Here is a 26,239-nt window from a genome sequence, read left to right as displayed (position 1 = left end):
GCCGCTGCGAGCGCCCGTCGCTTCCGGATCGGCCGCGCCAGGACGGCGCGTCCGTCCGGAATGACGGCAAGGGGGTTGGCCGCACCATCCAAGCACAAACTATCGTCATTCCGGAGTGGATCGCCGGAGGCGGGACGCATCCGGAACCCACGCAGCGACGGGCTTCCGGCTCACCCCCGCGGGGCGTGCTTGGCCAGGATCCGCTGCAGGGTGCGGCGGTGCATGCGCAGCCGGCGCGCGGTCTCCGACACGTTGCGGTCGCACTGCTCGTAGACCCGCTGGATGTGCTCCCAGCGCACCCGGTCGGCCGACATCGGGTTCTCCGGCGGCGGCGGCAGGGCGTCGGCGTGGTCCAGCAGGGCGGCGGTGATGGCGTCGGCGTCGGCCGGCTTCGGCAGATAGTCGATGGCGCCGGCCTTCACCGCGGCGACCGCGGTGGCGATGTTGCCGTAGCCGGTCAGCATGACGATGCGGGCGTCCGGACGGGCGTCCCGCAGGGCGCCGACCACGTCCAGGCCGCTGCCGTCGGCCAGCCGCAGGTCGATGATCGCATAGGCCGGCGGCGCGCCCCGAGTGGCGGCCAGGCCCTCGCGCACGCTCTCCACCGCTGTGACCACGAAGCCGCGGCGCTCCATGGCGCGCGACAGGCGGTTCCGCAGCGGGCCGTCGTCGTCGACGATCAGCAGCGTCGCATCGGCACCCGCCGGCAGAGCGGGAGTCAGGGGAGCGGGAATGTGATCGGCTGTCGGCATGGCTTTCATGAAATGTCGCGGATACTGCCGCGAATCAAGTCTTTTGACCGATTCCAAGGCAGCGGCCGGTGTCCTGCGGTGCACCCCGCTCAGCGACCGGGGTCCAGCCGCAGCCCGTCCGGCCAGTGCACGTCGACCCGGGCGCCGCCGTCCGGGCGGTTGGCGAAGCCGACCTGGGCGCCGGTCCGCTCGAGCAGCGTGCGGGCGATGAACAGGCCCAGCCCCATGTGGCCGTCGCGGCCGGCGCGGGTCGACACATAAGGCTCGCCGAGGCGGGACAGCACCGACGGCGCGAAGCCGGGCCCGTCGTCCTCGACCTCGACCGACAGCACCCCGGATTCGTCCCAGGCGACCGTGACCTCGACGGTGCCGGCGGCGAACTGCACGGCGTTCTGGATGATCGAGCCGAGGCCGTGCAGCAGCTCCGGGGTCGGCCGGACCGCCGGGGCGCGGGCGCTGACCGGGGCACTCTCGGGACCGTGCGCCTCGATGATCACCGCGATGCCGTCGCGCTGATGGGGCTCGGCGGCCTGTTCGACCAGGGCGTCGAACGGCAGCTCGTCGAACGCGTTGTGCGGCTCCGGCTCGGAGCGGCGCGCCAGGCTCGCCAGGATGTCGCGGCAGCGCTGGCTCTCCGACAGCAGCAGCTGGGCGTCCTCGGCGAGGTCGCTGTCGGCCGGCAGCTCGCGGGCCAGCTCGCGCGCGACCACGGCGATGGTGCCGAGCGGGCTGCCGAGCTCGTGGGCGGCGGCCGCCGCCAGCGCGCCGACCGCGGCCAGCCGCTGCTGGCGGGCCAGCGCCTCCTGGGTCGCGGCCAGCGCCGCCGAGATCCGCCGCGCCTCCTCGGCCACCCACCAGGCATAGGCGGCGTTGAACATCAGTGCCACCATCAGCGCGACCCAAAGGCCGCCGGTATAGACCGGCGGCAGCTTGAAGCCCCGGGTGTCGAACCACGGCAGCGGCAGGTGCGCGAACGCCAGCGCGGTGGCGCAGACCATCGCCAGCAGGCAGAGATGAATGGTCGAGCGCAGGGTGAGGATGGTGGCCGACACCGTCACCGGCGCCAGCAGCAGCAGTGCGAACGGGTTGCCCAGGCCGCCGGTGACGAACAGCAGGGCGGCCAGCTGCAGGATGTCGAAGCCGAGGTAGAACGCGGCCTCGCTCTCGTTCAGCCGGTCCCGTCCGGGGCGTCGCCGCAGCAGCGTCAGGTTGAGGGCCGCCGAGGCCGCGACGATCGCCAGCGCCAGCGTCATCGGCAGCAGGAAGCCGAAGCCGTAGTGCACCACCACCAGGGTCACGACCTGGCCGGCCAGCGCCACCCAGCGGATCGCCGCCAGGGTGCGGGCGGCGACCGTGCGGGGGGCGGCCCGGCTGTCCGGGTCGAGGGGCTGGACGTCGGCGGTCATTGGCCAGGAGAATGGCGCGGCAGACGGCCGGGCGCCAGCCCACCATGCCGGAAGGGCCGCGGCCGGGGGACGGGAGGACGACCAGCGTGGCCGAGCAGAGCGGGCGCAGGCGGGGCGGGCGCAGGCGGGGCGGGGCGCGTCCGGCCGCGCCGGCGGTCAAGACCGTCAACCTGGCCCTGCAGGGCGGCGGCGCGCACGGGGCGTTCTGCTGGGGCGTGCTCGACCGCCTGCTGGAGGACGAGCGCATCGGCCTGGACGGCATCAGCGCCACCAGCGCCGGGTCGATGAACGCCGCCGTGCTGGCCTACGGGCTGGTCGAGGGCGGACGGGACGGGGCCAGGCGGGCGCTCGCCGAGTTCTGGCGCCGGGTCGGCGAGACCGCGGCCGCCAGCCCGCTGCAGCCGTCGGTCTGGGACCGCCTGCAGCACGACCACTCGCTGATGCACTCGCCGGCCTTCCTGATGTTCGACCTGATGACCCGGGTGCTGTCGCCCTACGAACTCAACCCGCTGAACATCAACCCGCTGCGCCGGGTCCTGCAGGAGACCGTCGACTTCGAGGCGATCCGCCGGCACTGCCCGGTGAAGCTGTTCCTGTCGGCGACCAACGTGCGCACCGGCAAGATCCGGCTGTTCGGCAACCACGAGATCACCGCCGACGCGGTGCTGGCGTCGGCCTGCCTGCCGTTCCTGTTCCACACCGTCGAGATCGACGGCGAGGCCTACTGGGACGGCGGCTACATGGGCAACCCGGCGATCTTCCCGCTGATCTACCACTGCGACGCGGTCGACGTGGTGATCGTGCACATCAACCCGATCGAGCGCGACGAGGTGCCGAGGACGGCCGGCGAGATCCTGTCCCGGGTCAACGAGCTGTCGTTCAACTCCTCGCTGATGCGCGAGATGCGGGCGATCGCCTTCGTCAGCCGGATGATCGACGACGGCACGGTCCGGCCCGGGGCGATGAAGCGCATGCTGATCCACGCGATCGCCGACGAGCCCTACATGCGCAGCCTGCGCCTGACCAGCAAGATGAACCCGGACCCGCGGTTTCTGGCGCACCTGCACGGGGTCGGCCGGGACTGCGCCGACACCTGGCTGGCGGAGACCTTCGAGGCGCTCGGCAACCGCACCAGCGTCGACCTCGCCGAGCGGTATCTTTAGACCGCCGATGCCTCGGCGCATCGGGTCGAGGGCCGCGGTGCGCCGGGGAGGAGGCGCTCGCCGGCCGCCATGTTGCATCACGCCCACCGTGCCCGGCATGCTTCGCGGCCGGAAAGAGGAGACGCAACGTGCGGCCGAGCCAACTGACCTATGCCCTGGACGACCGTCCGCCCCTCCGCGTTCTGCTGCTGAGCGGGCTGCAGCACGTCGCGGTGATCACCGTCATCGGCATGGTGTTCCCGCTGCTGGTGGCCGACCGTGCCGGTGTCGCCGTCGAGACCCGGCAGGCGATCATCGGGCTGTCCATGCTGGCACTCGGCGTCACGACCTTGCTGCAGTGCCTCCGGTGGGGCCCGATCGGTTCCGGCTTCCTGGCGCCGGCGGTGTTCACCGCGGCCTATCTTCCGGCCTCGCTGAAGGCGGCCGAGCAGGGCGGAATGCCGCTGGTGCTCGGCATGACGATCTTCGCCGGAATCTCCGGGGTCGTCCTGTCGCGCGTCGTCCACCGGCTGCGCCCCTACCTGCCGGCGGAGATCGCCGGACTGGCGGTGCTGGTGATCGGCATCATTCTGGGGACCCTCGGTTTCCGGCTGGTGTTCACCAACGATGCGGGGCTGCCGCACGCCGACCCGTTGCTGCCGCGGGCGACGGTCGGCCTGGTGGTGCTGGCGGCGACCGCCGGGCTGACCATCTGGGGCAATGGCTGGCTGCGCCAGTTCGCCGCCTTGCTGGGCTTCGCCGCAGGCTGCCTGATGGCGGCGGCGCTCGGGACGCTGGCGTTTCCGCCCGGCGCCACCGGCTCTGCCGGTCTGCTGGCCCTGCCGCGGCCGCTCGGCCTGGTCCCTTCCTTCGACCCGGCGCTGATACCGGACTTCCTGGTGGCCGCGCTCGCCTGCGCGCTCCGGGCCATGGGCGACATAACGACCTGCCAGAAAATCAACGACCCCGAATGGCGGCGCCAGGACATGCCGTCGGTGCAGCGCGGGCTGCTGGCCGACGGGCTCGGCACCGTGCTTGCCGGGCTGCTGGGCACCGTCGGGACGAACACGTTCTCCGGCAGCATCGGTATCTCGGTCGCCACCGGTATCACCGCGCGCCGCGTGGCGTGGGCGATCGGCGGGATCTTCCTGGCGATGTCGGCGCTGCCGCCGGTCTGGCGGCTGCTGGCGGCGGTGCCTCTGGAGGTGGCCGGCGGGGTGCTGCTGTTCTCCGCCTGCTTCATCATCATCAGCGGCGTCCAGGTCATCATGACCCGCATGCTGGATGCCCGGAAGACCGTGCTGATAGGCCTGTCGCTGATCCTGGGGCTCACCTACGACCTGTTTCCGGATCTGTACGCCGCCATGCCGGCGACCCTGCGGGGCATCTTCGGCTCCAACCTGGTGGTGGCGCTGCTGACTGCCATCCTGCTGAACCTGCTGTTCCGGATCGGGATCGCGCGGCGCGCGACCCTGACGCTGTCCGGTGGTTCCGATCCCGACCTGCCCTACACGTTCATGGAGGAGCACGGCAGCGAGTGGGGCGCCCGGCGCGAGGTCATCGCCAAGGTAACCGCGGCGCTGGTCGAGTTCCGCGAGCATGCGGACGATCTGCTGGCGGCGGGATCCGATGCCCGCGTCGAGGTGAGCTACGACGAATTCGCGATCGAGATGGAGATCCGTTATGCCGGAGCCGCCCCGGATCTCCCGGACGACGGCGCGCCGAAGCCCGACCATCTGATGCAACTGTCGCCGGACGAGGCGGCGGTGCGCCTCAGAACGCTGTTGCTGTCCCGGCTCGCCGACCGCGTGCGAACCGAACAGCAGGGTGGCGAGGCCGTCGTCCGTCTCCACTTCACCCATTGAGGCGCGTCCGGCGCCCGTTGCCGAAGGAATTTCGCTTCGGGTGTCGGGGCGCGGTTGTCGCCCGCGTCCTCTGTCAAAGCACGCGAGGGTTCCATGCTGTACGCCATCCTCTGCTACGACTGCGAAGACGCCGTCTCGGCCTGGCCGCGTGACAGGCATGCCGAGGTGATGTCGCGCCTGCATGCCGTCGAGGACAGGCTGTCCGCCCAGGGCCGGCTCGGCCCGGTCGCGCAGCTGATGCCGACGACCGCCGCCACCACGATCCGCAAGGGTGGCGAGCCGGTGGTGCTCGACGGCCCGTTCGCCGAGACAAAGGAACAGTTGCTCGGCTTCTTCATCGTCGACTGCGAGAACCTGGAGCACGCGATCGAGACCGCCAAGGAACTGGCGAGGGCGAACGCGTCCGGCGGGTCCTACGAGATCCGACCAGTGTCGACCTTCAAGCCGAACGCGGCGGTCGCGGCCGGGGTCGCGGGGTGAGCGAGCTCGCCTGGATCGACGCCGCCCTGACCGCGGCGCGGCCCCAGGCGGTCGGGGCGCTGCTGCGATACTTCCGAAACCTGGACGCCGCCGAGGAGGCGTTCCAGGAAGCCTGCCTGCGGGCCCTGCGCAGCTGGCCGCAGAACGGCCCGCCGCGCGACCCGACGGCCTGGCTGATCATGGTCGGCCGCAACAGCGGCATCGACGCGGTCCGCCGGTCCGGCCGGACGACCGAGCTCCCGCCGGACGACGTCATCTCGGACCTGGAGGACGCCGAGGCGACCCTCGCCGAGCGGCTGGACGGCGCCGGCTATCGCGACGACGTGCTGCGGCTGCTGTTCATCTGCTGCCACCCGGACCTGCCCGCGACCCAGCAGATCGCACTCGCGCTGCGCATCGTCTCCGGGCTGACCGTCAAGGAGATCGCCCGCGCCTTCCTGGTCGGCGACAGCGCCATGGAGCAGCGGATCACCCGGGCCAAGGCCCGGGTCGCCGGCGCCGGGGTGCCGTTCGAGGCGCCGGGCGCGGTCGAGCGGTCGGAGCGCCTGGGCGCGGTCGCGGCCATGCTGTACCTGCTGTTCAACGAGGGCTATTCGGCGAGCGGCGGCGAATCCCCTGTCCGTGCCCCGTTGTGCGACGAGGCGATCCGGCTGGCCCGGCTGCTGCTGCGGCTGTTCCCGGGCGAGCCGGAGGTCCTGGGGCTGGCGGCGCTGATGCTGCTGCAGCATGCCCGCACCCCGGCCCGGCTGGACGCCGAGGGCGGCATCGTGCTGCTGGAGGACCAGGACCGCGGCCGCTGGGACCAGGGGCTGATCGGCGAGGGACTGGCGCTGCTCGACAAGGCGATGCGCCACCGCCGCACGGGTCCGTATCAGGTACAGGCCGCGATCGCCGCGCTCCATGCCCGGGCCGCCACGCCCGCCGACACCGACTGGGCCGGGATCGAGCGGCTGTACCGCACCCTGGAGCAGATGCAACCGTCGCCGGTGGTGACCCTGAACCGGGCCGTCGCGCTGTCCAGGACAGCCGGTCCGGCGGCGGCGCTCGAGCTGATCGAGCCGCTGGCGCCGAAGCTGTCCGGCTACTTCCGCTTCTTCGGGGTGCGGGGCGCGCTGCTCCGGCAGCTCGGCCGTGCCGACGAAGCCCGGGAGGCCTGGGGACGGGCGATCGCGCTGGCCGGCACCCCGGCCGAGGCGGCCCATATCCGCCAGCATCTCGACCGGCTGATGACGGATTGCGGCGCCGGTCCGCCGGCGCGGTCCTGAAATTCGGCCCCGGGCGATGTCGGGCCGCATCGCCGCCGTTCGTCCTCCGGACAGGCTGCCAACCTGAAAGGAGATCGCCATGACCGCCGGCATCGACCGCGACCGAACCGCCCTGCGCAGCATGCTCGACGCCTGGGCCGAGGCCCTGCGCAGCAAGGACGCCGAGGGCGTGGTCCGTCACCAGTCCTCCGACTTCCTGCAGTACTCGCTGGCCCCGCCGCTGGTGTCTACGGCTGCCGACGTGCCGGGGCTGAACGCCTGGTTCGCCACCTGGGAGGGTCCGATCGGCCTCGAGCTCCGCGATCTCGAACTCGTGATCTCGGGCGACGCCGGCTTCGGGCACTGCCTGAGCCGGCTGAGCGGCACCAAGGTCGGCGGTGGCCGCGACACGGTCTGGTTCCGGCAGACCTTCGGGTTCCGCCGCGTCGGCGGCAACTGGAAGATCGTCCACCAGCACGAGTCGGTGCCGTTCTACATGGACGGCAGCGACCGGGCGGCGGTCGATCTCGCGCCGGAATCCGCCGTGGCCTAGCCCACGATCCGCATTCCCCGGAGCCCGCCTTTCCGCTAGCATGCAAGGCGGCCGGATCGGAGTTCCGGGGAAGGCGGGGCGCGGCGCTCCGCCGGGCCGGTCCGATCGCCTGGGAAGAAGCTCTGACATGACGAAGAGTGGTTGGGCTCTCGTCGTCGGCGTGGTCGTCGTCGGGGCGTTGGCGTCGGGCGGCGTCTGGCTGCACCGCGCCGACCAGCCGGTCGGCGAGGCCAAGGCCGCCGCGACCCCGAAACGGACCGGGGTCGCGGTCGAGACCGTCGCCGCCGAGACCGACCTGGTGGTCGAGGACATACGCGCCTTCGGGACGCTGGTCGCCAACGAGTCGGTCGTGGTGTCCCCGGAGATCCCCGGCCGCATCGCGCGGTTCAACTTCCGGGAGACCGAGCGCGTCGAGAAGGGCCAGGTGCTGTTCGAGCTCGACGGCGAGATCCTCAAGGCCGAGCTGCTGCGCGCCCGCTCCGACCTGTCGCTGGCGACCGCCAACCACGACCGCGCACATACCCTGGCCAAGCAGGGCACCGGCACGCTGCGGGCCCGCGACGAGGCCGAGGCCGCCTATCACGCTGCCGAGGCCCAGCTGACCCTGGCCGAGGCGCGGCTCGCCAAGACCGTGGTCACCGCGCCGTTCTCCGGCGTCGTCGGGTTCCGGTCGGTCAGCGTCGGCGCCTATGTCAGCCCCGGCGACCGCATCGTCGAGCTGGCCAGCATCGACCCGCTGAAGGTCGACTTCCGGGTGTCCGAAGTGTTCCTGCCGCATCTGCGGGCCGGCCTGCCGGTGCGCATGACCGTCGACGCGCGGCCGGGCGAGACGATCGACGGCGAGATCGTCGCGGTCGACCCGATCGTCGACGTCAACGGCCGGGCTGTCCGCCTGCGCGCCCAGGTCCGCAATCCCGACGCGCTGCTGCTGCCGGGCATGTTCGCGCGCATCCGCATCGTCGTGCAGGAACGCCCGCAGGCGGTGCTGGTGCCGGAAGCCGCGGTGTTCCGGGCCGGCGGCGGGCTGTTCGTGTACCGGGTCGAGGACGGCAAGGCGGTCCGCACCGCCGTGACCATCGGCCGGCGGCTGCCGGGCCGGGTCGAGGTGCAGGACGGGATCGGGCCCGAGGCCGTGGTGGTGACGGCCGGGCACCAGCAGCTTCGCGACGGCGCCAAGGTCGAGGTCGTGGCCGGGCCCGGCGGTGGTACGGGCAAGTCCGGCTCCTGAGACAGGCGGGTCGCAAGATGGGGTTCCTCGAGTTCTTCGTCCGCCGTCCGGTGTTCTCGACGGTGGTCAGCCTGGTGCTGGTGCTGGTCGGGCTGGTATCGCTGATGCGGCTGACCGTGCGGGAGTATCCGAACATCGACGTGCCGGTGGTGTCGGTCACCACCGACTATCCCGGGGCCAGCGCCCAGATCATCGAATCCCAGGTGACCCAGATCCTGGAGGCCTCGATCGCCGGCATCGAGGGCATCGAGATCCTGGAGTCGATCAGCCGGCCGGAGAGCAGCCGGATCACCGTGCGTTTCCTGCTGAGCGCCGACGCCGACGTCGCCGCCAGCGACGTGCGCGACCGGGTAAGCCGGGTGCGCGGCCGGCTGCCGGCCGAGGTCGAGGAGCCGGTGATCGCCAAGGTCGAGGCCGACGCCCAGTCGATCATCTTCATCGCCTTCACCAGCGACCGGCACAGCCCGATCGAGATCTCCGACTACGCCGACCGCTACATCCGCGACCGGCTGCAGAACCTGCCCGGGGTCGCCGAGGTGCGGATCTTCGGCGAGCGGCGCTATGCCATGCGGATCTGGGTCGACCGCACCCGGCTGGCCGCCTACGACCTGACGGTCCAGGACCTGGAGACCGCCCTGCGCCAGCAGAATGTCGAGCTGCCGTCCGGCCGGATCGAGAGCCTGGACCGCGAGTTCACGGTGCTGTCGCGCACCGGACTGGTCACGCCCGAGGGGTTCCGGCGCATCGTGGTCAAGGACGCCGACGGCTTCGCGGTCCGGATCGGCGACCTCGCCAGGGTAGAGGTCGGTCCCGAGGACGAGCGCCGTACCACCCGCTACAACGGCAATACCGCGGTGATCATGGGCATCGTCAAGCAGGCGGTGGCCAACCCGCTGGACGTGTCGGTGGCGCTGCGCGACGTGATGCCGATCATCCGCGACGACCTGCCGGCCGGCATGAACGCCGTGGTCGCCTACGACAAGTCGATCTTCATCGACCGCTCGATCGAGGCGGTGTTCGCCACCATCGCCGAGGCGGTGGCGCTGGTGGTGCTGGTCATCTACTTCTTCCTGCATACCGTCCGCGCCACCCTGATCCCGCTGGTCACCATCCCGGTGTCGCTGATCGGCGCCTGCGCCTTCATGTACGCGCTCGGCTTCTCGATCAACACGCTCAGCCTGCTGGCCATGGTGCTGGCGATCGGGCTGGTGGTCGACGACGCCATCGTGGTGCTGGAGAACATCCACCGGCACATCGAGAACGGCATGAAGCCGGTGCGTGCCGCCGTCACCGGCATCAATGAGATCTCCGGCGCGGTGGTCGCGATGACCCTGACGCTGGCGGCGGTCTACGCACCGGTGGCGTTCTCGCCCGGGCGCACCGGCAAGCTGTTCACCGAGTTCGCGCTGACCCTGGCCGGCGCGGTGCTGGTGTCCGGCTTGGTGGCGCTGACCCTGACGCCGATGATGTGCTCGAAGCTGATGCGGGCGCACGAGAAGCAGGGCCCGGTCACGCGTTTCCTGGAGCGTGGCATCGCCGCCCTCAACCGCGGCTACCGCGCGGCGCTGCTCGGCACCCTGCGGGTGCGCTGGCTGATCGTAACGCTGGTGCTGGCGGTGGCCGGCGGATCGTGGTTCCTGCTGTCCGGCCTGAAGTCGGAGCTGGCGCCGATCGAGGATCGCGGCGTGCTGTTCATCCAGGGATCGGCGCCGGAAGGCTCGACCATCGACTTCACCAGCCGCTACGCGCTACAGGTCGAGGCGTTGCTCGCCGACATCCCGGAGGTGAACCACAACTTCGTGATCTCCGGCTCGCCCGAGGTCACCGACTTCATCTCGTTCTCGCAGCTCGAGCCCTGGGAGACCCGGGAGCGCTCGCAGATTGCGATCGGCGCCGAGTTGCAGCCCAAGGTCCGCCGGGTTGCCGGCCTGCGGGCCTCGGTCAACAACCCGGGCTCGTTCGGGCAGAGCGCCCGGGCCCGGCCGATCGAGTTCCTGATCCTGACCGCCGAGCCCTACGAGCAGCTCGACGCCTATGTCAGCCGGTTCCTGGAGGCGGCGTCCGAGAACGAGAACCTGCTGAACCTCGACAGCGACCTGAGGCTGAACAAGCCGCAGATCGAGGTCGAGCTCGACCGCGAGCGCATCGCCGACGCCGGTGCCGGCGTGCTGACCGTCGGGCGCACGCTGGAAACGCTGCTGGGCGGGCGCAAGGTCACGCGCTTCAACATGAACGGCGAGCAGTACGACGTGATCGTGCAGGTCGCCGCGACCGAGCGCCAGACCCCGGCGGATCTCCAGGACATCTATGTCCGTGGCCAGGGCGGCGAGATGATCCAGCTGTCCAACCTGATGCGGATCGAGGAGACGGTCTCGCCGAAGGCGCTGAACCGGTTCAACCAGCTGCGCGCCGCCAAGATCACCGGCAACCTGGCGCCCGGCTACACGTTGGGCGAGGCGCTCGACTTCCTGGAGGCGACGGCGGAGAAGGTTCTCCCCGACAGCACCCGCCAGGACTACGGCGGCATCAGCCGCGAGTTCAAGCAGACCGGGACCAGCCTCGCCTTCATCTTCGTGCTGGCGCTCGGCTTCATCTACCTGGTGCTGTCGGCGCAGTTCGAGAGCTTCGTCGACCCGTTCATCATCATGCTGACGGTGCCGCTGTCGATGGTCGGGGCGCTCGGCGCCATGCACCTGACCGGCGGAACCCTGAACATCTACAGCCAGATCGGCCTGATCACCCTGATCGGGCTGATCACCAAGCACGGCATCCTGATCGTGCAGTTCGCCAACAAGCTGCAGGAGGACGGCATGGCGATGCGCGAGGCCGTCGTCGAGGCCGCGACCCTGCGGCTGCGGCCGATCCTGATGACCACCGGCGCCATGGTGTGCGGCGCGGTTCCGCTGGCGATCGCCCATGGCGCCGGCGGCGAGAGCCGGCAGGCGATCGGCTGGGTGATCGTCGGCGGCATGACCTTCGGGACCGTGCTGACCCTGTTCGTGGTGCCGACCGCCTACACCCTGTTCTCGCGCCGCCGCGCCCCGGTTGCCGCAGGCGACGCCGGCGCGGTGCCGCATCCGGCCGAGTAGCCGGCGGCGGTCAGTCCCGGGGCGCCTCGCCGCGGTCCGGACGCGCCCGATTTCCCGGGAAGACGAGGCGGACCGAGGTGCCGCCGACCGAGCGGCCGGCGATCTCCAGCCGGCCGCCGTGGCGCTCGATGAGTCCCTTGGTGATAGCGAGCCCGAGGCCGGTACCGCCCGGTCCCCGATCGCTCGGGTCGGCGCCGCTGTTGAACGGCTGCGTGACGTCGGCCAGACGCTCCGGGTCGATGCCACGGCCGGTGTCGGCGACGCTCAGGGTCACCTCGCCGTCCGATCCGGTGCAGGTGGCGATTACCGTGACCCGACCGCCGGCCGGCGTGTGCTTGACGGCGTTGGACAGCAGATTCAGCAGCATCTGGCGCACCGCCCGCCGGTCGGCATGCAGCCGGCGTGCCTCCGGCGTGACGCGCTGCGTGCAGACCAGTCCGTTCTCCTCGATCAGCGGCGCCATCGTCCGGCATGCCAGGTCGACCAGCTCCGCCAGGTCGACCTCGGTCTCGTGCAGGACCAGCTTGCCCATCTCCAGGCGCGAGAGGTCGAGGATGTCGTTGATGATGTCGAGCAGGTGGCTTCCGCTGTCCCGGATATCGCGACCGTACTCGGCGTATTTCGGGTGCCCGGCCGGCCCGAAGAACTCGCCGCCGATCATCTCGGACATACCAATGACGGCGTTCAGCGGTGTGCGCAGCTCGTGGCTGATATTTGCCAGGAAGGTGGTCTTGCTGCGGGTGGCCGCCATCGCCGCCTCGCGGGCCTCGATCAGCTCGCGTTCCCGTTCGCGATGATGGGTGACGTCGCGGAAGAAGCCCACCAGGGTCCGGACGCCGCCGATCCGGGTCGGGCGCGCCGTGATCTCCACCGGAACCACGGTCCCGTCGTCGCGCTGGATGGTGGCGTCCGGGACCAGGACCCGGCCGATCTCGAGATGCTCGCGGAAGGCCTGGCTGAGCCGGCGGCGGTCCTCGAGCGGATGCAGCTCGCTCTGGTGACGCCCGAGCAGGTCGTCCATGCTGCAGCCGAACAGCGCGGCGGCCTGGGGGTTCACCTCGGTGATCCGGCCGCTGTCGGCGTCGGCCAGCAGTATGGCATCGCTGCAGGTATCGAGGATCGCCCGGTGCTTCTGCTCTGATGCCAGCAGGCGGGCTTCCTCGGCCTTGCGGGCACTGACGTCGCGGATGATCGCCAACAGGACCTCGCTGCCGCCGATCCGGCTCCTGGAGATCGATGCCTCGGCCTCGAAGACCGATCCGTCGCCGCGGCGACCCTGGATACCGCTGCGCTGACCCATCATGCGGCTGCGCGCGCCCGATTGCCGGAAGTCCTCGACATGCCGGCGATGCGCCTCGCGGCTGCCCTCCGGAATCACGACGTCCAGCGGCTGGCCGACCAGCTCGGCGGCACCGCGGCCGAACATCCGCTCGGCGGCCGGGTTCACGAACAGGATGCAGCCGAGGGGGTCGGTGGCGACGACCCCCTCGTCGAGGGCGTTGAACAGGTCCAGGTCGGTGCCGAAGTGCATCGCGCTCCACCGCGTGTTGCCGGGGCCGGTGGTCCCGGCCGCCGAGGCCGCGTTCAGGCCGTGTTGATCTGTGCGAAGAACCGCTCGAGGTCGCGGTTGAAATCTGCCGCCCGCCCGCTGACCGTGCCGGCGGAGTCGAGCACGGCGCCCGCCCCGACGCTGAGCTCGCCGGCGCCCTCGGTGATCCCGGTGATGCGGGTCGAGACCTCCCGGGTGCCGGTCGCGGCCTGCTGCACGTTGCGGGTGATCTCCGATGTGGCGGCGCCCTGCTGCTCGACCGACGCGGCGATCGCCGTCGCGATCTCGTTGATCCGCCGGATGGTCCCGGTGATCTCGCGGATCGCCGCGACCGCGAGGCCGGTCGCGCTCTGCATCTCCGTGACCTTGCCCGATATCTCGTCGGTCGCCCGGGCGGTCTCGGTCGCCAGGGACTTGACCTCGGAAGCGACGACGGCGAAGCCGCGGCCGGCGTCGCCGGCCCGGGCCGCCTCGATGGTGGCGTTGAGTGCCAGCAGGTTGGTCTGGCCGGCGATCGAGTTGATGAGGTTGACGACGTCGCCGATGCTCTGGGCCGCGGCGGCCAGGCCCTCGATCTGCAGGTTGGTCTGCTCGGCGCTGCTGACGGCGGTTGCGGTGATGCCGCTCGATTCGCTGACCTGCCTGGCGATCTCTCCGATCGAGGCGGACAGCTCCTCGGCGGCCGATGCCACCCCCTGGACGTTGGAGGATGCCCGGTCGGCGACCGACGCGGCCGCGGTCGCCCCCTCGGACGTCCGCTCGCAGATGCCGGCCATCGACCGCGCGGTGTCCTGCATGGCCGCCGATGCCTCGGCGACCTGGCCGAGCAGCGCCCGGCTGGAGTCGCGAAGGGCGGCGATCGCCGAGGCCACGCTGTCCTGGCGCTGCTGCCGTTCCGCCTGCACCGCCTCGTGATACACCGACACCGCAAAGTCGATGTCCAGCAGCACGGCGGTGCTGACGGCCGCCAGGCTGTTGCGGGTCTTCTCGACCGACCAGCGGTTGCGGCCGGCGATCACCGTCATGAGCTCCTGCAGCACGAAGGTGTAGCCGCCGATGTACCATTGCGGACTCAGGCCGATCCGACTGTGCGCCAGGCCGATCGTCCGCACGCTGTCGACGTAGCCCTGGTCGAACCCGCTGGTGAACAGGCGGCGCCAGTGCTCGGCCTGTGCGAGCTTCAACCGCTCGGTCCTGCCGTCGATGAGGGCCTGGAGCGCCGGCGTGGCCGCGACATGACGGTAGAACCGGTCGAGGACCATCGGGAGTGTCGGCTCCACGACGTTCCAGATCTCCCGGAGCGTGGCCGTCAGTTCGGTGTCGATGCGCGTGAAGGTCATTCGGGTCGAAATGCCGTTCGCTTCGGCGTGCAGGTCCGATGTCATGATTGCCCCCTCCGGACAGCCATCGATACGGGCGGCCTGTACGTGGTCGAACCGGTCTTGCCGGTGACCGCGCCATCCGCTTCTTGTCGGTAATTTGGCAATATAACTCCTTAACAACATATTAAAATGCGTTGAATCTAAATAAAGTCGATCACTGTCTTCTTGTATTTTTGTTCGAAATGGTAGTAAGTTCTGTTTATTAATTGAATCATTAGATTTTATCATTATTTTTGACGCCGTATAATATATCGTTAGTTTCTATAAATTGAGATCGATGATTGACAATGATAAAAAATCAAATTGTTAAAGAATAACAATTATTCTTTTTTGAAACGAAATAATATTTTATATTGTTAGAGTATGAAGAATTGCTGGTGTATTGAATTTCTGATCTAGCTGTCATCATAAGTGATGGTTGTAGATCGAGGTGGGTCTTGATGGCCTGAAGCCGTCACGCGCCGTGAAGATCGATTGACGTCGGGTGTGATTCGTTCTGGAGTCGAAGGGCATTCGAGCCGAGACGGTGTCGCCTGGATACACCCATCGGCGGATAGGACGAACGGGATCCATGGCGAAGAGCGACAGCGGCTTCCTGCCGGCGGAATGCGATTCGCGGATACGGGCGGTCGTCGAGTACTGGAGCGGCCTGCCGGCCGGTCCGATCGGCGTGCCGATGCGGCGTGATTTCGATCCGCTCGACCTGCCGGTCCGGCTGCTGCCGCATGTCTGGATGGTCGATGCCGAGCGCGAACCGGCGCGGTTCCGGTTCCGGCTGTGCGGTTCGCATCTGGTCGAGGCGCTCGGCTTCAATCCGACCGGGCGCTACTACGACGAGGTCTTCCCCGACTTCGCGAGCACGGCCACCTTCGCCGCCCTGACGCGGGTTCGGGAGACCGGGCAGGGATCCTGGCGATCTGGCGACCCCAACCTGACTTTCCCGAACCACGACATCCGGGCGTTGGAGCGTACGTTCCTGCCGCTGACCTCCGACGGCCGCCGGATCGACATCGTCCTCGCCGCTTCGATCTATCGCGGGCGATCCGGCCGCCCCGTCTAGGGTCGCCGGGCGGCCTACAGTTGTAGGCAATCCGCATTGATCTGGATCAAAGCCTGGTATCTTCCACATACGGATTGTCCCTGATCAATTTTCGCCTGACGGGGACGCTATGGCGCGACGCGCGGACGACACCCAGCCATCGGTCGGCCTGGACAGCCTGCTGTCCGACGCCCTGCGGGTGGTGCCTGGGCGGGCGTCGTCGCTGTACACCCCCGACCTGGAACTCGGGTCGCCGCAGGGGGTCTGGCGGTCCCGGGGATTGGCTCCCGAATCGCTGCACGACTACATGGCGCGGTATCGCGACCTGGACCTGTGGGCCCAGGCCGCGCGCCGCGAAGCGCCGCCGCAGACCGGGCGGGTCTACGACACCGATGGCCTGGTTTCCCGGGACCGGCTGGTGCGGAGTGCGTTCCATCAGGACTACCTGCGCCGCTACGAGATCGGCCGGGTCCTGGTCGGGATCGTCGACGACGGTCGGTCGTCGGTCCTGCCGTTCACCCGGCTCACGGTGATACGGGCGCCGTCCGAGCCGGCGTTCACGTCCGACGAGGTCGGACGCTTCGCGGCGCTGACCCGGGTCGCGCGATCCTTCATGACCCTGGCGCAGGAGCACCGGGCCGCGGTGCGGATCGTCGGACTCCAGCAGTCGACGGTCGACATGGTGCGGATGCCGATCCTGGTGACCGACCGGGACCGCCGTATCGGGATCCTGAACCGTTCCGCCGGCGAGCTGCTGCGTGCGCCGGGCCCGCTCCTGCAGCGCGGCGGCCAGTTGCGGGCGAGCGACCCGCGCGCCGACCGCGAGCTGGGGGACGCCCTGTCGGGGATCGCCGATGCGCCGGGCGACGTGCGGCTCGTCCGGCTCGGGATCGGCCGCCCCGGCGTCCGGGCGCCGGCCCTGCTGATCACGGCGACTCCCGACGAAGCGGGCACCGCCGCCGTCGTCCGGGTGCTGCAGCCGGAGCCCGTGCCGGACGACGGCGAGGCGATTCTCGGTCTGCTGCTCGACCTCACCCAGCCTGAGATCGCGGTGGCCCTGGGCCTGGCGGAGGGGCTCTCCCATGACGAGATCGCCCGGCGCCGCGGCGTCAAGGTCACCACGGTCCGGACCACCCTGCGCCGGGTCCAGGAGAAGCTCGGCGTCCAGCGCAGCGGCAGCCTCGCGCGGCTGATCCAGAGCCTGACCGCGATCGGCGGCCTCCGCCTCTGATCCCGTCGCCCGGCGCCTCGGTGATCCGATCGTCGGCTTCGCCCGTATCCAGCGCATCTCGACGGCAGCGCAAGCCACGGTGCGGAGCGACCCCATGATCGGAACCAGCAGGCGCGGATTCATCGGCGGGCTGGCCTGCGCCGGCGGCCTGGCGCTCTCAGGGATCCGGCCGGCGGCCGCCGGGCCGGCGTTGGCCGCGGCCTATCCCGAGATCCTGAAATTCGCCGTCACCCGCGACGGCTCGCCGCTCGGCGTGGTGATGGAGCGGTTCGGCCCGGACGGCGCCGACGGCGTGGCCGAGGTCTATATCGACTTCGTGGTCGGCTTCGCCGGCATCGCGCTGTACCGCTACGAGCACCGCTCGCGCGAGCGCTGGCGCGACGGCCGGCTGGCGGCGCTCGACACCGTGACCAACGACGACGGCACCGACCAGGCGGTGACCGCGCGGGCCGGTTCCGACGGCCTGCGGGTCGACGGCATGCAGGGGCGGCTGGTCGCGCCGGCCGACATCCTGCCGTCGAGCTACTGGCACCCACGCTTCGTCGAGCAGCGCCGCATGCTGGACAGCCAGCTCGGCCGGATCGTGGAGTTCACCATCGACCCGGTCGGGGCGGAGACCGTCATTGCCCTGGGCCGCCCGGTCGACACCCTGCGCTACGCCATGCGCGGCGATATCGACCTCGACTTCTGGTACGACGCCGACCGGGTCTGGCAGAAGATGACCTTCACCATCGGCGGCAGCTTCATCGAATACACGCGGATCGCCCCCGAGCCGGGCGACGCCGGCCGGTTCCGAACGCCGCTGCGCGATGGCCGGGGCCTGCCGGCGGCGTGACCGGCATCGGCGCGCCCGCACCCGGAACCACCTTGCGCATGGTGCTCGGCGACCAGCTGAGCCCCGGGATCGCCGCCTTGCGGGACCTCGATCCGGAGCGCGACGTGGTGCTGATGGCCGAAGTGGCGGCCGAGGCCACCTATGTCCGCCACCACCCGCAGAAGATCGTGTTCTTCCTGAGCGCCATGCGGCACTTCGCGGCCGAGCTGGAGGCCGCCGGCGTGCCGGTCGACTACGTGCGGCTGGACGATCCCGGCAACACCGGCACCCTCGGCGGCGAGGTGGCGCGGGCGGTCGCGCGCCACCGGGCCGTCCGGGTGATCGCGACCGAGGCCGGGGAATGGCGGCTGGCGGCCGACATGGCCGGCTGGCAGGCGCGTGCCGGCGTGCCGGTCGAGATCCGCGAGGACGACCGCTTCCTGTGTCCGCACGCCGTGTTCGCCGAGTGGGCGGAGGAACGGCGCGAGTTCCGGATGGAGCACTTCTACCGGGTCATGCGTCGGCGCACCGGCATCCTGATGGACGGCGGAGGGCCGGCCGGCGGGCGCTGGAACTTCGATGCCGAGAACCGCCGCCGGCTGCCGGACGGCGTCGAGCCGCCGCCGGTGCCGGGAATCGCGCCGGACGACGTCACCCGCGCCGTGATCGCGCTCGTGCGCGACCGCTTCGGCGGGCATTTCGGCGATCTCGACGGTTTCGGCTATGCGGTGACCCGTTCCGATGCCGAGGCGCTGTGGGAGCGCTTCGTGGTCGAGCGGCTGCCGCGTTTCGGCGACTACCAGGACGCGATGGCCCATGGCCGGCCGTTCCTGTTCCACGCAGTGGTCGCCCCCTACCTGAATGTCGGGCTGTTGGGTGCCCGGGCGATGCTGGCCCGGGTGGTGCGGGCCTGGCGCGACGGATCGGTCCCGCTGAACGCCGCCGAGGGCTTCGTGCGCCAGATCCTGGGCTGGCGGGAATATGTGCGCGGCATCTACTGGCAGCAGGGCCCAGAATATGCGGCCCGCAACGCCCTGGGGGCCGACCGGGCGCTGCCGGCGTTCTTCTGGTCGGGCGACACCGACATGGCGTGCCTGGCCGCCTGCATCGGCGACACCCGGCGGCACGCCTATGCCCATCACATCCAGCGCCTGATGGTGATCGGCAACTTCGCGCTGCTGATCGGGGCCGATCCGGCGGCGGTGAACCGCTGGTACCTCGAGGTCTATGCCGACGCGGTCGAGTGGGTGCAGCTGCCGAACACCCACGGCATGGTGCTGCATGCCGACGGCGGCCTGCTCGGCTCCAAGCCCTATGCGGCGAGCGGCAGGTACATCCAGCGCATGTCGGACTACTGCGGGGGCTGCCGCCATCGGCCGGACGTCGCGGTCGGGCCGGAAGCCTGTCCGTTCAATGCGCTGTACTGGCACTTTCTGGATCGCAACCGCGCGACCCTGGGCGGCAACCCGCGGCTCGCCATGCCGTACCGGACGCTCGACCGGTTCGAGCCGGACCGCCGCGACGCCCTGCTGCGCCAGGCCGGGCGGTTCCTGGCGCAGCTGGCCTGACCACGAAGGAGGGGTATCGATGGGCGTATCGATCGTCTGGATCACCGGGGCCAGCAGCGGCATCGGCGCGGCCCTGGCCCGCCGCATGGCCCGTGCCGGCTGGACGGTGGCCGCCAGCGCGCGCGGCACCGAGGCGCTGGAGGCCCTGGCTGCGGAGCCGACCGCCGGCCGGATCCTGCCGTTCCCGCTCGACGTGACCGACCTGGCAGCCTGCCGGGCGACGGTGGCACGGATCGAGGGCGAGGTCGGGCCGGTCGCGACGGCGGTGCTGGCGGCCGGGCTGCACACGCCGGTCGAGGCCCGGCGCTTCGACGCCGCGGCGGTGCGCGAGCTGGTCGAGATCAACCTGATGGGGGTGGTGCACGCGGTCGACGCCGTGCTGCCGGGGCTGATCGAGCGACGGGCCGGGCGGCTGGCGATCGTGTCCAGCGTCGCCGGCTACCGCGGCCTGCCGACCTCGGCCGGCTACGGCGCCACCAAGGCCGGGCTGATCAACTTCGCGGAATCCCTGAAGTTCGACCTGGACCATCTGGGCATCGTCACCCAGGTGGTCTGCCCCGGCTTCGTGCGCACCCCGCTGACCGACCGAAATCCGTTTCCGATGCCCTTCCTGATGGAGGTCGACGAGGCCGCCGAGCGGCTGTACCGCGGCCTGCAGGGCAACGCCTTCGAGATCACCTTCCCGCGCCGGTTCGCGCTGATCCTCAAGCTGCTGGGCCTGCTGCCGGACCCGCTGTACTTTGCCCTGATGCACCGCATGACCGGCAAATGACCGTGCCCGAGGATCCGCGGAACGCGACGCTGCAGGCGTACTGCCGGCTGTTCGAGACCCTGGCTCCGGAGCGGCTCGACGAACTCCGGGCGCTGTGCACCGCCGACATCCGGTTCGTCGACCCGTTCCAGGAGATCGCCGGGATCGACCGGTATGTCGCTCTCTACGCCCACATGTTCCGCTCCGTGGATGAACCGCGCTTCGCGATCGTGGACAGCGCGGTCGGGGCCGAGATCGGCTGCATCCGCTGGCGCTTCACCGGTTCGGTCCGGGGCCGGGAGGTCGAGATCGACGGCATGAGCGAGCTGCGTTTCGCGCCGGACGGGCGCATCCGCGAGCATGTCGACCACTGGGACGCCGCCGGCCAGGTCTATGCCCGGCTGCCGCTGGTCGGCCGGCTGATCCGCGGCCTACGCCGCCTGTTTGCCGCCGGGGTCTGAGGGCACCGCCAGCGCCTGGGTGACCGGCTTGCGGAAGAACAGCGTCACCGTGCCGATCTCGATGCCGAACTTGGTGACCGAGGCGCGGTTGATCATCACCTCATCGTCCTGCAGGAACAGCCAGTCGGTGAAGCGGACCTTGAGGTCGCTGCCGCCGACCTTCAGCACGATGTCGTAGGACCAGGTCAGCGCCTTGCCCTTGACCGTGCCCTCGGCGGTACCGATCACGTCGTCGGCGCGGCCACGGTAGCGGCCGTCGCCGAGCTTCTCGATCCGCCAGACCCGCCGGTCGGTCTCGCCGTCGGCGTAGACGAAATCCTCGGTCATGGTCAGCACCCGGCCGTCCCAGCTGCCGGCGATGTCGACCTTGAACTCGCGGCGCAGGTTGCCGAAGCGGTCCTCGAATATGCCCCAGGCCTTGGTCTCGCCGGCGAAGTAGTCCTCCAGCACCAGCTGCGGCGTCGTGCCCTCGAAATCGTCGATGTTCATCGCCTGGCACGCCCCCAGCAGCGGCAGTAATATTAGGACATACGCAATCCGCCGGATCATGGATCAGCCCTCCGTTCCGTCTCGATTTTCCGAATCCGCTGGCGCAGCGCGCTCTGCGCCGCCTCGTCCAGCGGGAAGCGCCACATCAGGGCGATGGCGACGGCCTTGAACGCCACCGGGGCGGCGCCGTAGAGCAGCGCCAGGGCCAGCAGGGCGGTCGCGGTGTTGCCGCCGCCGTCGGCCCGGAACCCGGCGAGCTCCAGCAGCGGGAACGCCGCGCCGACCGCGAGCGCCAGGGCGAGCTTGGTCGCCATGCCCCAGAACGCGAAATACAGCCCGGTGCGCCGGCCGCCGCCGGCGGCGGTGTCGACGTCGACCACGTCGGCCTGGATCGCGCTCGGCAGCACCAGGTCGGCGCCCAGGCACAGCCCGGAGAGGATGCAGATCGCCAGGAACGGCCCGACATCGCCGGCGCCGAGCAGCGGCGCCCAGGCGAACACCAGGCAGTTGGCGGTCATCGCCAGGCACCAGGCCCGGTGCTTGCCGAGGCGGCGCGCCAGCGCCAGCCAGGCCGGCACGCCGAGGACGCCGCACAGGAAATAGGCGAACAGCAGCGGCCCCTGCAGCTCCGGTGCCGCCAGCACATGGGCGACGAACAGCAGGAACAGGGTGGCCGGCAGGCCGTTCGCGACCCCGTTGGCCAGGTAGGCGGCGATCAGCCGGACGAACGGCCGGTTGGCCGCCAGCAGGGCGCCGGCCTGCCGCCAGGGCACCGGCGGTGCGGTCGCGGCCCGGGTGTCCGGGACGAAACCGACCGCGATCGCCACCGCCGCCGGCAGCCCGGCCGCCAGCAGCACGGCGAGCAGCGCCAGCACCGCGCCGGGATCGCCCTGGCCGTCGATGCCGACCGCCACCGGCAGCCCGGCCGCCACCAGGGTGCCGATCACCAGCGCCACCTCGCGGGCGGCGCTGATCCGGGCCCGCTCGTGGTAGTCGTCCGACAGCTCGGCGCCCCAGGCGTAGTGCGGCAGCGCCAGCATGGTCCAGCCGAGGTAGAGGGCGGCGCTCCAGAGCGCGAGATAGCCGACTCCGACGCCCTCGGCCGGCCGGAACAGCATCCATACCGACAGCACCAGCAGCGGCAGCGCCGCAACCAGCCAGGGCCGCCGCCGGCCGAACCGGCCGCCGGTGCGGTCCGACAGCAGGCCGACCACCGGGTCGGTGGCGACGTCCCACAGCCGGGCCGCCAGCAGGGCGGCGCCGACGGCGGCCAGCGGCAGGCCGAGCCCGGCGGTGTAGAAGGTCGGCAGGAAGATGTAGAGCGGCAGGCCGAGCGCCGCCGCCGGCAGGGCCGGCAGCCCGTAGGCGACGAGGCGCGGCAAGCCGAGGCGGGTCGGGTCAGGCATGTCGCGGGAACCGCCCGTCGTCCCGTGGGTCCCGGAGCCGCCCGCTGTCGCGGACTCTCCGGGATGACGATCCTCCATTGCCGTCATCCCGGAGAGTCCCGGACTTGATCCGGGATGGCTCCGGGACCCACGGGACGACGGCGGCGGTCCGTCGATCTCCGCCCCGGTCAGCCCTTGGCATAGGCGATCTGGCAGACGTCGATCTGGCCGCCGCGGAAGCCGCCCTCGCAGTAGGCCAGGTAGTACTCCCACATCCGCCGGAACCGGTCGTCGAAGCCGAGCGGCGAGATCCGTGGCCACTCGGCCAGGAAGCGGTCGCGCCAGACCGCCAGGGTGCGGGCGTAGTCGAGGCCGAAGCGGTCCTCGCCGTCGACCCGCAGGCCGTGCGGTGCCGCCAGCGCGTGCAGGTGGCGCCTGGTCGGCAGCATGCCGCCCGGGAAGATGTAGCGCTGGATGAAGTCCGGGGTCGACCGGTACTCGGCGAACCGGTCCTCGGCGATGGTGATCACCTGCAGGGCGGCGCGCCCGCCGTCGGCGAGGCGGTCGTTCAGGGTGCCGAAGAACCGGTCCCAGTAGCGCTCGCCGACCGCCTCGAACATCTCGATCGAGGCGATCCGGTCGAACCGGCCCGCGACGTCGCGATAGTCGCGGATCTCGAAGCGGACGCGGTCGGCCAGCCCGGCCCGGCGGACCCGTTCGACCGCATGGGCGTGCTGCTCGCGCGACAGGGTGACACCGAGCACCTCGGCGCCGTAGTCGCGGGCCGCGACCTCGGCGAAGCCGCCCCAGCCGCAGCCGATCTCCAGCACCCTGTGGCCGGGCCGCAGCGCCAGCATGTCGGCGAGCTGCCGGTACTTGGCGGTCTGCGCCGCCTCCAGGGTCTGCTCCGGATGGCCGAAGCGGGCCGCCGAGTAGGTCATCGAGGGATCGAGCCAGCGCGCGTAGAAGTCGTTCCCGAGGTCGTAGTGGTAGGCGATGTTGCGGCGGCTGCCGCGCCGGGTGTTGGCATTGAACCAGTGCCGGACGCGGCGCAGCAGAACCTGGGCGGCGCCGCCCAGCGCGGTGCGTCCGAGGGCGTCCTGGTTGCGCACGTACAGCTCGATCAGCGCGGCCGGGTCGGGGCAGTCCACCGTCCCGTCCATGTAGGCCTCGGCAAAGGCGAGGTCGCCGCCCAGCATGAAGCGGCGCACCGCACGCGGGTCGCGCAGCTGCACGGTCGCCTCGGGGCCCGGGGTCCGGCCCTCGAACCGGGCGGCCCGGCCGTCGGCCAGGATCACGGTCAGCTGCCCGACCGACAGCCCGGCCAGCAGCCGGAAGGCGGCGCGGGTCCAGCGGTCGAGCCCTTTCCAGTCGTGCGGTGCGGCGGCCGTCGACCCGGCCCGCGGCCGGTTGCGCGGCGGGTACTCCCCGGTGGCGGTCGCGAACAGCGGTCTCATGAGGTCTCCGACCGGATGGTTTCCGGGAGCAGGTCGCGGCCCAGCGACACCGGCGTCGCCGGTGGCTCGGGCCGGGTGTGGAACGGGGCGCCCTTCAGCCACAGCCTGAGCGCCTCCCAGTGGATGCCGGCGGTGACCTTGACGGTGTTCCAGGGATGGCTGGCGAGGCTGGCCAGCAGCCGGGCATCGGTCAGCGGGCGCCGCACCCCGGTCTGGGTGGCGATCAGCCGGTCGGCGCCGTCCGGGCCGACCAGCCGGATCAGCACCCGCAGCCGCTCGCCCGGCTCGTCCAGCCGGAACCGGTAGCCGCCCTCGACCGGCAGGAAGGGCGATACGTGGAAGCATTTGTCGGCGGCCTGGATCAGCGGCGTGCCGGGCACGCGGTCGCGTGCGGCCGGGATCAGGTAGCCGTGCTGGTCGCCGAAGGTGTTCTTGACCTCGTACAGCACGCCGGCCAGCCGGCCGTCGGGGGCATAGCCCCAGTAGACGGTCAGCGGGTTGAACGCGTAGCCGAGCACGCGCGGGAAGCACAGCGCCAGGATCCGGCCGCCGTCCAGCGGCCGGCCGGCGTCGGCGAACCTCGCCTCGATCCAGGGCCGCAGCGCCGATCCGTCGCGCGCGCCATGGTCGCGGGCGTGGAAGCTGAACAGGTTGGCGCGGTCGACCGAGAAGGTCGCGAGCCGCCGGTCGACCGCCTCCAGCTCGTCGAGGTCGAGCAGCAGCGACACCACGCGGTAGCGGAACCGGTGGCGGTGGGCGCCGAGGCGGGCGTGCATCACATGCCCGACATACAGGGCCGAGCGCAGCGCCGCGGGGCCGGAGGGGTCGATGTCGGGGAACCCGGGCATCCGCTCAGTCCGCCGCGTCGGCCAGGATCGGCGTCGCGGCAGGCTTCCCCGCGGCGACGCTCGCTGGCGTCACGGCACTCGGCCACGGCAGCCGGGCGCCCAGCGACAGCGCCACGGCGATCGCCGACTTCAGGCCGTCCTCGTGAAAGCCCCAGCCGGCGTAGCTGCCGCAGAACCACAGGCGCCGGCCGCCCTGGATCTCCGGCAGCCGGTCCTGGGCGGCGATCGCCGCGGCGTCGAACACCGGGTGCTCGTAGGCGATGCAGGCGAACACCTTGGCCGGGTCCGGCTCGCGCAGCGGGTTCATGCTGACGAACAGCGGCCGGGCCGGGTCGAGGTTCTGCAGGCGGTTCATCCAGTAGGTCAGGGCCACCCGCCGGTTCCGGGCGCCGGCGCGCTCGGCCTGGTAGTTCCAGGCCGACCAGGCGGCGCGGCGGCGCGGCATCAGGGCGGTGTCCCGGTGCAGGATGGCGGTGTTCGGCTGATAGCGGAAGCAGCCGAGCACGGCGGTCTCGGCCGCCGTCGGCTCGGCGATCAGCCGGAGCGCCTGGTCGCCATGGGTCGCGAGCACCACGTGGTCGTAGTTCCGGATATCGCCGTCGACGCAGGCGACCGTCACGCCGTCGCGGTCGGGGACCACCCGGCGCACCGGCGACGACAGCCGGATCCGCCCGGTCAGCCGGGTCGCCAGCCGCGCCACATACTGCTTCGAGCCGCCGGTGACGGTGCGCCAGGGCTCCCGAACGACCAGGTTGAGCAGCTGGTGGTTCTGGAAGAACTGCACGAAGGAGCGGGCCGGGAAGTCCAGCATGGTGCCGACCGGGCACGACCAGATCGCCGCCCCCATCGGCAGCAGGTGGTCCTCGACGAAGCCCTCGCCGTAGCCCTCGCGCGCCAGCCAGTCGCCCAGGCTCGGGCCGGGGCCGGGCTCACGCAGCAGGTCGGTTGCGCTCCGGAAGAACCGCAGCATGTCCGCGATCATCCGCCGGTAGCGCGGGCTGGCGAGGTTGCCCGGCTGGGCCAGCAGCCCGCGCAGCGATCCGGCGTATTCCAGCCGCCCGTCGTCGACCGACACCCCGAAGCCCATGTCGCTGGCCTCGGTCGCGACGTCGAGCTGCCGGAACAGCTGGACCAGGTTGGGATAGGTGATCTCGTTGTAGACGATGAAGCCGGTGTCGACGTCGATCCGGGCGCCGTCGTAGTCGACCGACAGGGTGTTGGCGTGGCCGCCGAGGCGCGAATCCTTCTCGTACAGCGTCACGTCGTGCCGGCTGCTCAGCAGCCAGGCGGCGCTGAGCCCGGCGATACCCGATCCGATGACGGCGATGCGCATGCGGTCCTCTCTCTCGAACTACGCCATGTCTACGCGCGCCGGCGGGATTCGGATCAGGGGGCGGTGCCGCGGTTCCTGACCGGGGTAGGCCAGCGTGCCGCCGCCGGCGCACGCTGTCGAGGCGGGCGGTCGGGGCGGGGCGGTCGGGGCCGCGGGTCGACTGTCCCCACCGA

At 70.9% G+C, this 26,239-nt stretch carries 22 protein-coding genes; 13 read left to right on the top strand and 9 right to left on the bottom strand.

The features are described from left to right. Positions 1 to 170: 170 nt before the first annotated feature. Both RIC31_RS08515 and RIC31_RS08510 read right to left on the bottom strand, forming a co-directional pair. Positions 171 to 752 (bottom strand): ActR/PrrA/RegA family redox response regulator transcription factor, encoded by a 582-nt coding sequence (locus tag RIC31_RS08515; protein WP_350105163.1) that lies wholly within the window; start codon positions 750 to 752, stop codon positions 171 to 173. A gap of 89 nt (positions 753 to 841) precedes the next feature. Continuing rightward, entirely contained in the window at positions 842 to 2,158 is a 1,317-nt protein-coding gene (locus RIC31_RS08510; protein ID WP_350105161.1) for an ActS/PrrB/RegB family redox-sensitive histidine kinase, read from the bottom strand. Between the two features lie 86 nt (positions 2,159 to 2,244). Between RIC31_RS08510 and RIC31_RS08505 the strand changes: the two genes are divergently transcribed. The 7 genes from RIC31_RS08505 (at position 2,245) to RIC31_RS08475 (ending at position 11,759) form a co-directional block, all read left to right on the top strand. Continuing rightward, positions 2,245 to 3,321 (top strand): patatin-like phospholipase family protein, encoded by a 1,077-nt coding sequence (locus RIC31_RS08505; RefSeq protein ID WP_350105158.1) that lies wholly within the window; start codon positions 2,245 to 2,247, stop codon positions 3,319 to 3,321. 128 nt (positions 3,322 to 3,449) lie between these two features. Next, on the top strand, positions 3,450 to 5,165 hold the full coding sequence (locus RIC31_RS08500) for a uracil-xanthine permease family protein (RefSeq protein ID WP_350105156.1): 1,716 nt from the start codon (positions 3,450 to 3,452) through the stop codon (positions 5,163 to 5,165). Positions 5,166 to 5,258: 93 nt separating this feature from the next. Further along, the gene (locus tag RIC31_RS08495) at positions 5,259 to 5,645 is read left to right on the top strand and encodes a YciI family protein (RefSeq protein WP_350105154.1); all 387 of its coding nucleotides are present in this window, start codon (positions 5,259 to 5,261) and stop codon (positions 5,643 to 5,645) included. Then, the gene (locus tag RIC31_RS08490; RefSeq protein ID WP_350105151.1) at positions 5,642 to 6,910 is read left to right on the top strand and encodes an RNA polymerase sigma factor; all 1,269 of its coding nucleotides are present in this window, start codon (positions 5,642 to 5,644) and stop codon (positions 6,908 to 6,910) included. The genes RIC31_RS08495 and RIC31_RS08490 overlap by 4 nt, the downstream gene beginning before the upstream one ends. Positions 6,911 to 6,989: 79 nt before the next feature. Then, complete coding sequence (locus tag RIC31_RS08485) at positions 6,990 to 7,442, top strand: YybH family protein (RefSeq protein ID WP_350105149.1); 453 nt, start codon at positions 6,990 to 6,992, stop codon at positions 7,440 to 7,442. Positions 7,443 to 7,569: 127 nt separating this feature from the next. Then, the gene (locus RIC31_RS08480) at positions 7,570 to 8,670 is read left to right on the top strand and encodes an efflux RND transporter periplasmic adaptor subunit (RefSeq protein WP_350105146.1); all 1,101 of its coding nucleotides are present in this window, start codon (positions 7,570 to 7,572) and stop codon (positions 8,668 to 8,670) included. 17 nt (positions 8,671 to 8,687) lie between these two features. After that, entirely contained in the window at positions 8,688 to 11,759 is a 3,072-nt protein-coding gene (locus tag RIC31_RS08475; protein WP_350105144.1) for an efflux RND transporter permease subunit, read from the top strand. Positions 11,760 to 11,769: 10 nt separating this feature from the next. On the opposite strand, the gene RIC31_RS08470 is transcribed toward RIC31_RS08475, so the two are convergent. Together RIC31_RS08470 and RIC31_RS08465 are read right to left on the bottom strand one after the other, a co-directional pair. Continuing rightward, entirely contained in the window at positions 11,770 to 13,290 is a 1,521-nt protein-coding gene (locus RIC31_RS08470) for a sensor histidine kinase (RefSeq protein WP_350105142.1), read from the bottom strand. A gap of 53 nt (positions 13,291 to 13,343) precedes the next feature. Beyond that, complete coding sequence (locus tag RIC31_RS08465; RefSeq protein ID WP_350105140.1) at positions 13,344 to 14,693, bottom strand: protoglobin domain-containing protein; 1,350 nt, start codon at positions 14,691 to 14,693, stop codon at positions 13,344 to 13,346. Positions 14,694 to 15,261: 568 nt separating this feature from the next. On the opposite strand from RIC31_RS08465, the gene RIC31_RS08460 reads away from it, so the two are divergent. The 6 genes from RIC31_RS08460 to RIC31_RS08435 all read left to right on the top strand — a co-directional run bounded on the left by RIC31_RS08460 (position 15,262) and on the right by RIC31_RS08435 (position 20,554). After that, positions 15,262 to 15,750 carry a PAS domain-containing protein gene (locus tag RIC31_RS08460; protein WP_350105137.1) on the top strand — a complete coding sequence of 163 codons (489 nt, stop codon included), beginning with the start codon at positions 15,262 to 15,264 and terminating at the stop codon, positions 15,748 to 15,750. 109 nt (positions 15,751 to 15,859) lie between these two features. Continuing rightward, positions 15,860 to 16,960, top strand: coding sequence for a helix-turn-helix transcriptional regulator (locus tag RIC31_RS08455; protein WP_350105135.1), 1,101 nt, complete (start codon positions 15,860 to 15,862; stop codon positions 16,958 to 16,960). Positions 16,961 to 17,054: 94 nt separating this feature from the next. Further along, complete coding sequence (locus RIC31_RS08450) at positions 17,055 to 17,795, top strand: DUF6134 family protein (protein ID WP_350105133.1); 741 nt, start codon at positions 17,055 to 17,057, stop codon at positions 17,793 to 17,795. Continuing rightward, positions 17,792 to 19,342 carry a cryptochrome/photolyase family protein gene (locus tag RIC31_RS08445; protein ID WP_350105131.1) on the top strand — a complete coding sequence of 517 codons (1,551 nt, stop codon included), beginning with the start codon at positions 17,792 to 17,794 and terminating at the stop codon, positions 19,340 to 19,342. Before RIC31_RS08450 ends, RIC31_RS08445 begins: the two co-directional genes overlap by 4 nt. Before the next feature lie 19 nt (positions 19,343 to 19,361). Next, positions 19,362 to 20,114 carry an SDR family NAD(P)-dependent oxidoreductase gene (locus tag RIC31_RS08440; protein WP_350105129.1) on the top strand — a complete coding sequence of 251 codons (753 nt, stop codon included), beginning with the start codon at positions 19,362 to 19,364 and terminating at the stop codon, positions 20,112 to 20,114. Beyond that, positions 20,111 to 20,554, top strand: a complete 444-nt coding sequence (locus RIC31_RS08435) for a nuclear transport factor 2 family protein (protein ID WP_350105127.1) — start codon at positions 20,111 to 20,113, stop codon at positions 20,552 to 20,554. The genes RIC31_RS08440 and RIC31_RS08435 overlap by 4 nt, the downstream gene beginning before the upstream one ends. On the opposite strand, the gene RIC31_RS08430 is transcribed toward RIC31_RS08435, so the two are convergent. The 5 genes from RIC31_RS08430 to RIC31_RS08410 all read right to left on the bottom strand — a co-directional run bounded on the left by RIC31_RS08430 (position 20,525) and on the right by RIC31_RS08410 (position 26,066). Beyond that, positions 20,525 to 21,103, bottom strand: a complete 579-nt coding sequence (locus RIC31_RS08430; RefSeq protein ID WP_350105125.1) for a DUF3833 domain-containing protein — start codon at positions 21,101 to 21,103, stop codon at positions 20,525 to 20,527. The two genes, RIC31_RS08435 and RIC31_RS08430, sit on opposite strands and share 30 nt — an antisense overlap. Beyond that, the gene (locus RIC31_RS08425; RefSeq protein ID WP_350105123.1) at positions 21,100 to 22,449 is read right to left on the bottom strand and encodes an MFS transporter; all 1,350 of its coding nucleotides are present in this window, start codon (positions 22,447 to 22,449) and stop codon (positions 21,100 to 21,102) included. Before RIC31_RS08425 ends, RIC31_RS08430 begins: the two co-directional genes overlap by 4 nt. A gap of 167 nt (positions 22,450 to 22,616) precedes the next feature. Further along, positions 22,617 to 23,885, bottom strand: coding sequence for a class I SAM-dependent methyltransferase (locus RIC31_RS08420; RefSeq protein WP_350105121.1), 1,269 nt, complete (start codon positions 23,883 to 23,885; stop codon positions 22,617 to 22,619). Next, positions 23,882 to 24,733 (bottom strand): DUF1365 domain-containing protein, encoded by an 852-nt coding sequence (locus RIC31_RS08415; protein WP_350105118.1) that lies wholly within the window; start codon positions 24,731 to 24,733, stop codon positions 23,882 to 23,884. Before RIC31_RS08415 ends, RIC31_RS08420 begins: the two co-directional genes overlap by 4 nt. Before the next feature lie 4 nt (positions 24,734 to 24,737). Then, complete coding sequence (locus RIC31_RS08410) at positions 24,738 to 26,066, bottom strand: NAD(P)/FAD-dependent oxidoreductase (RefSeq protein ID WP_350105116.1); 1,329 nt, start codon at positions 26,064 to 26,066, stop codon at positions 24,738 to 24,740. Positions 26,067 to 26,239: the final 173 nt, after the last annotated feature.

Origin of the sequence: Thalassobaculum sp. (assembly GCF_040219615.1) — a bacterium.
Classification (GTDB): Bacteria; Pseudomonadota; Alphaproteobacteria; order Thalassobaculales; family Thalassobaculaceae; genus Thalassobaculum_A.
Note: the sequence above shows the minus strand (reverse complement) of the source record. Positions and strands in the feature narration are given on the sequence as shown.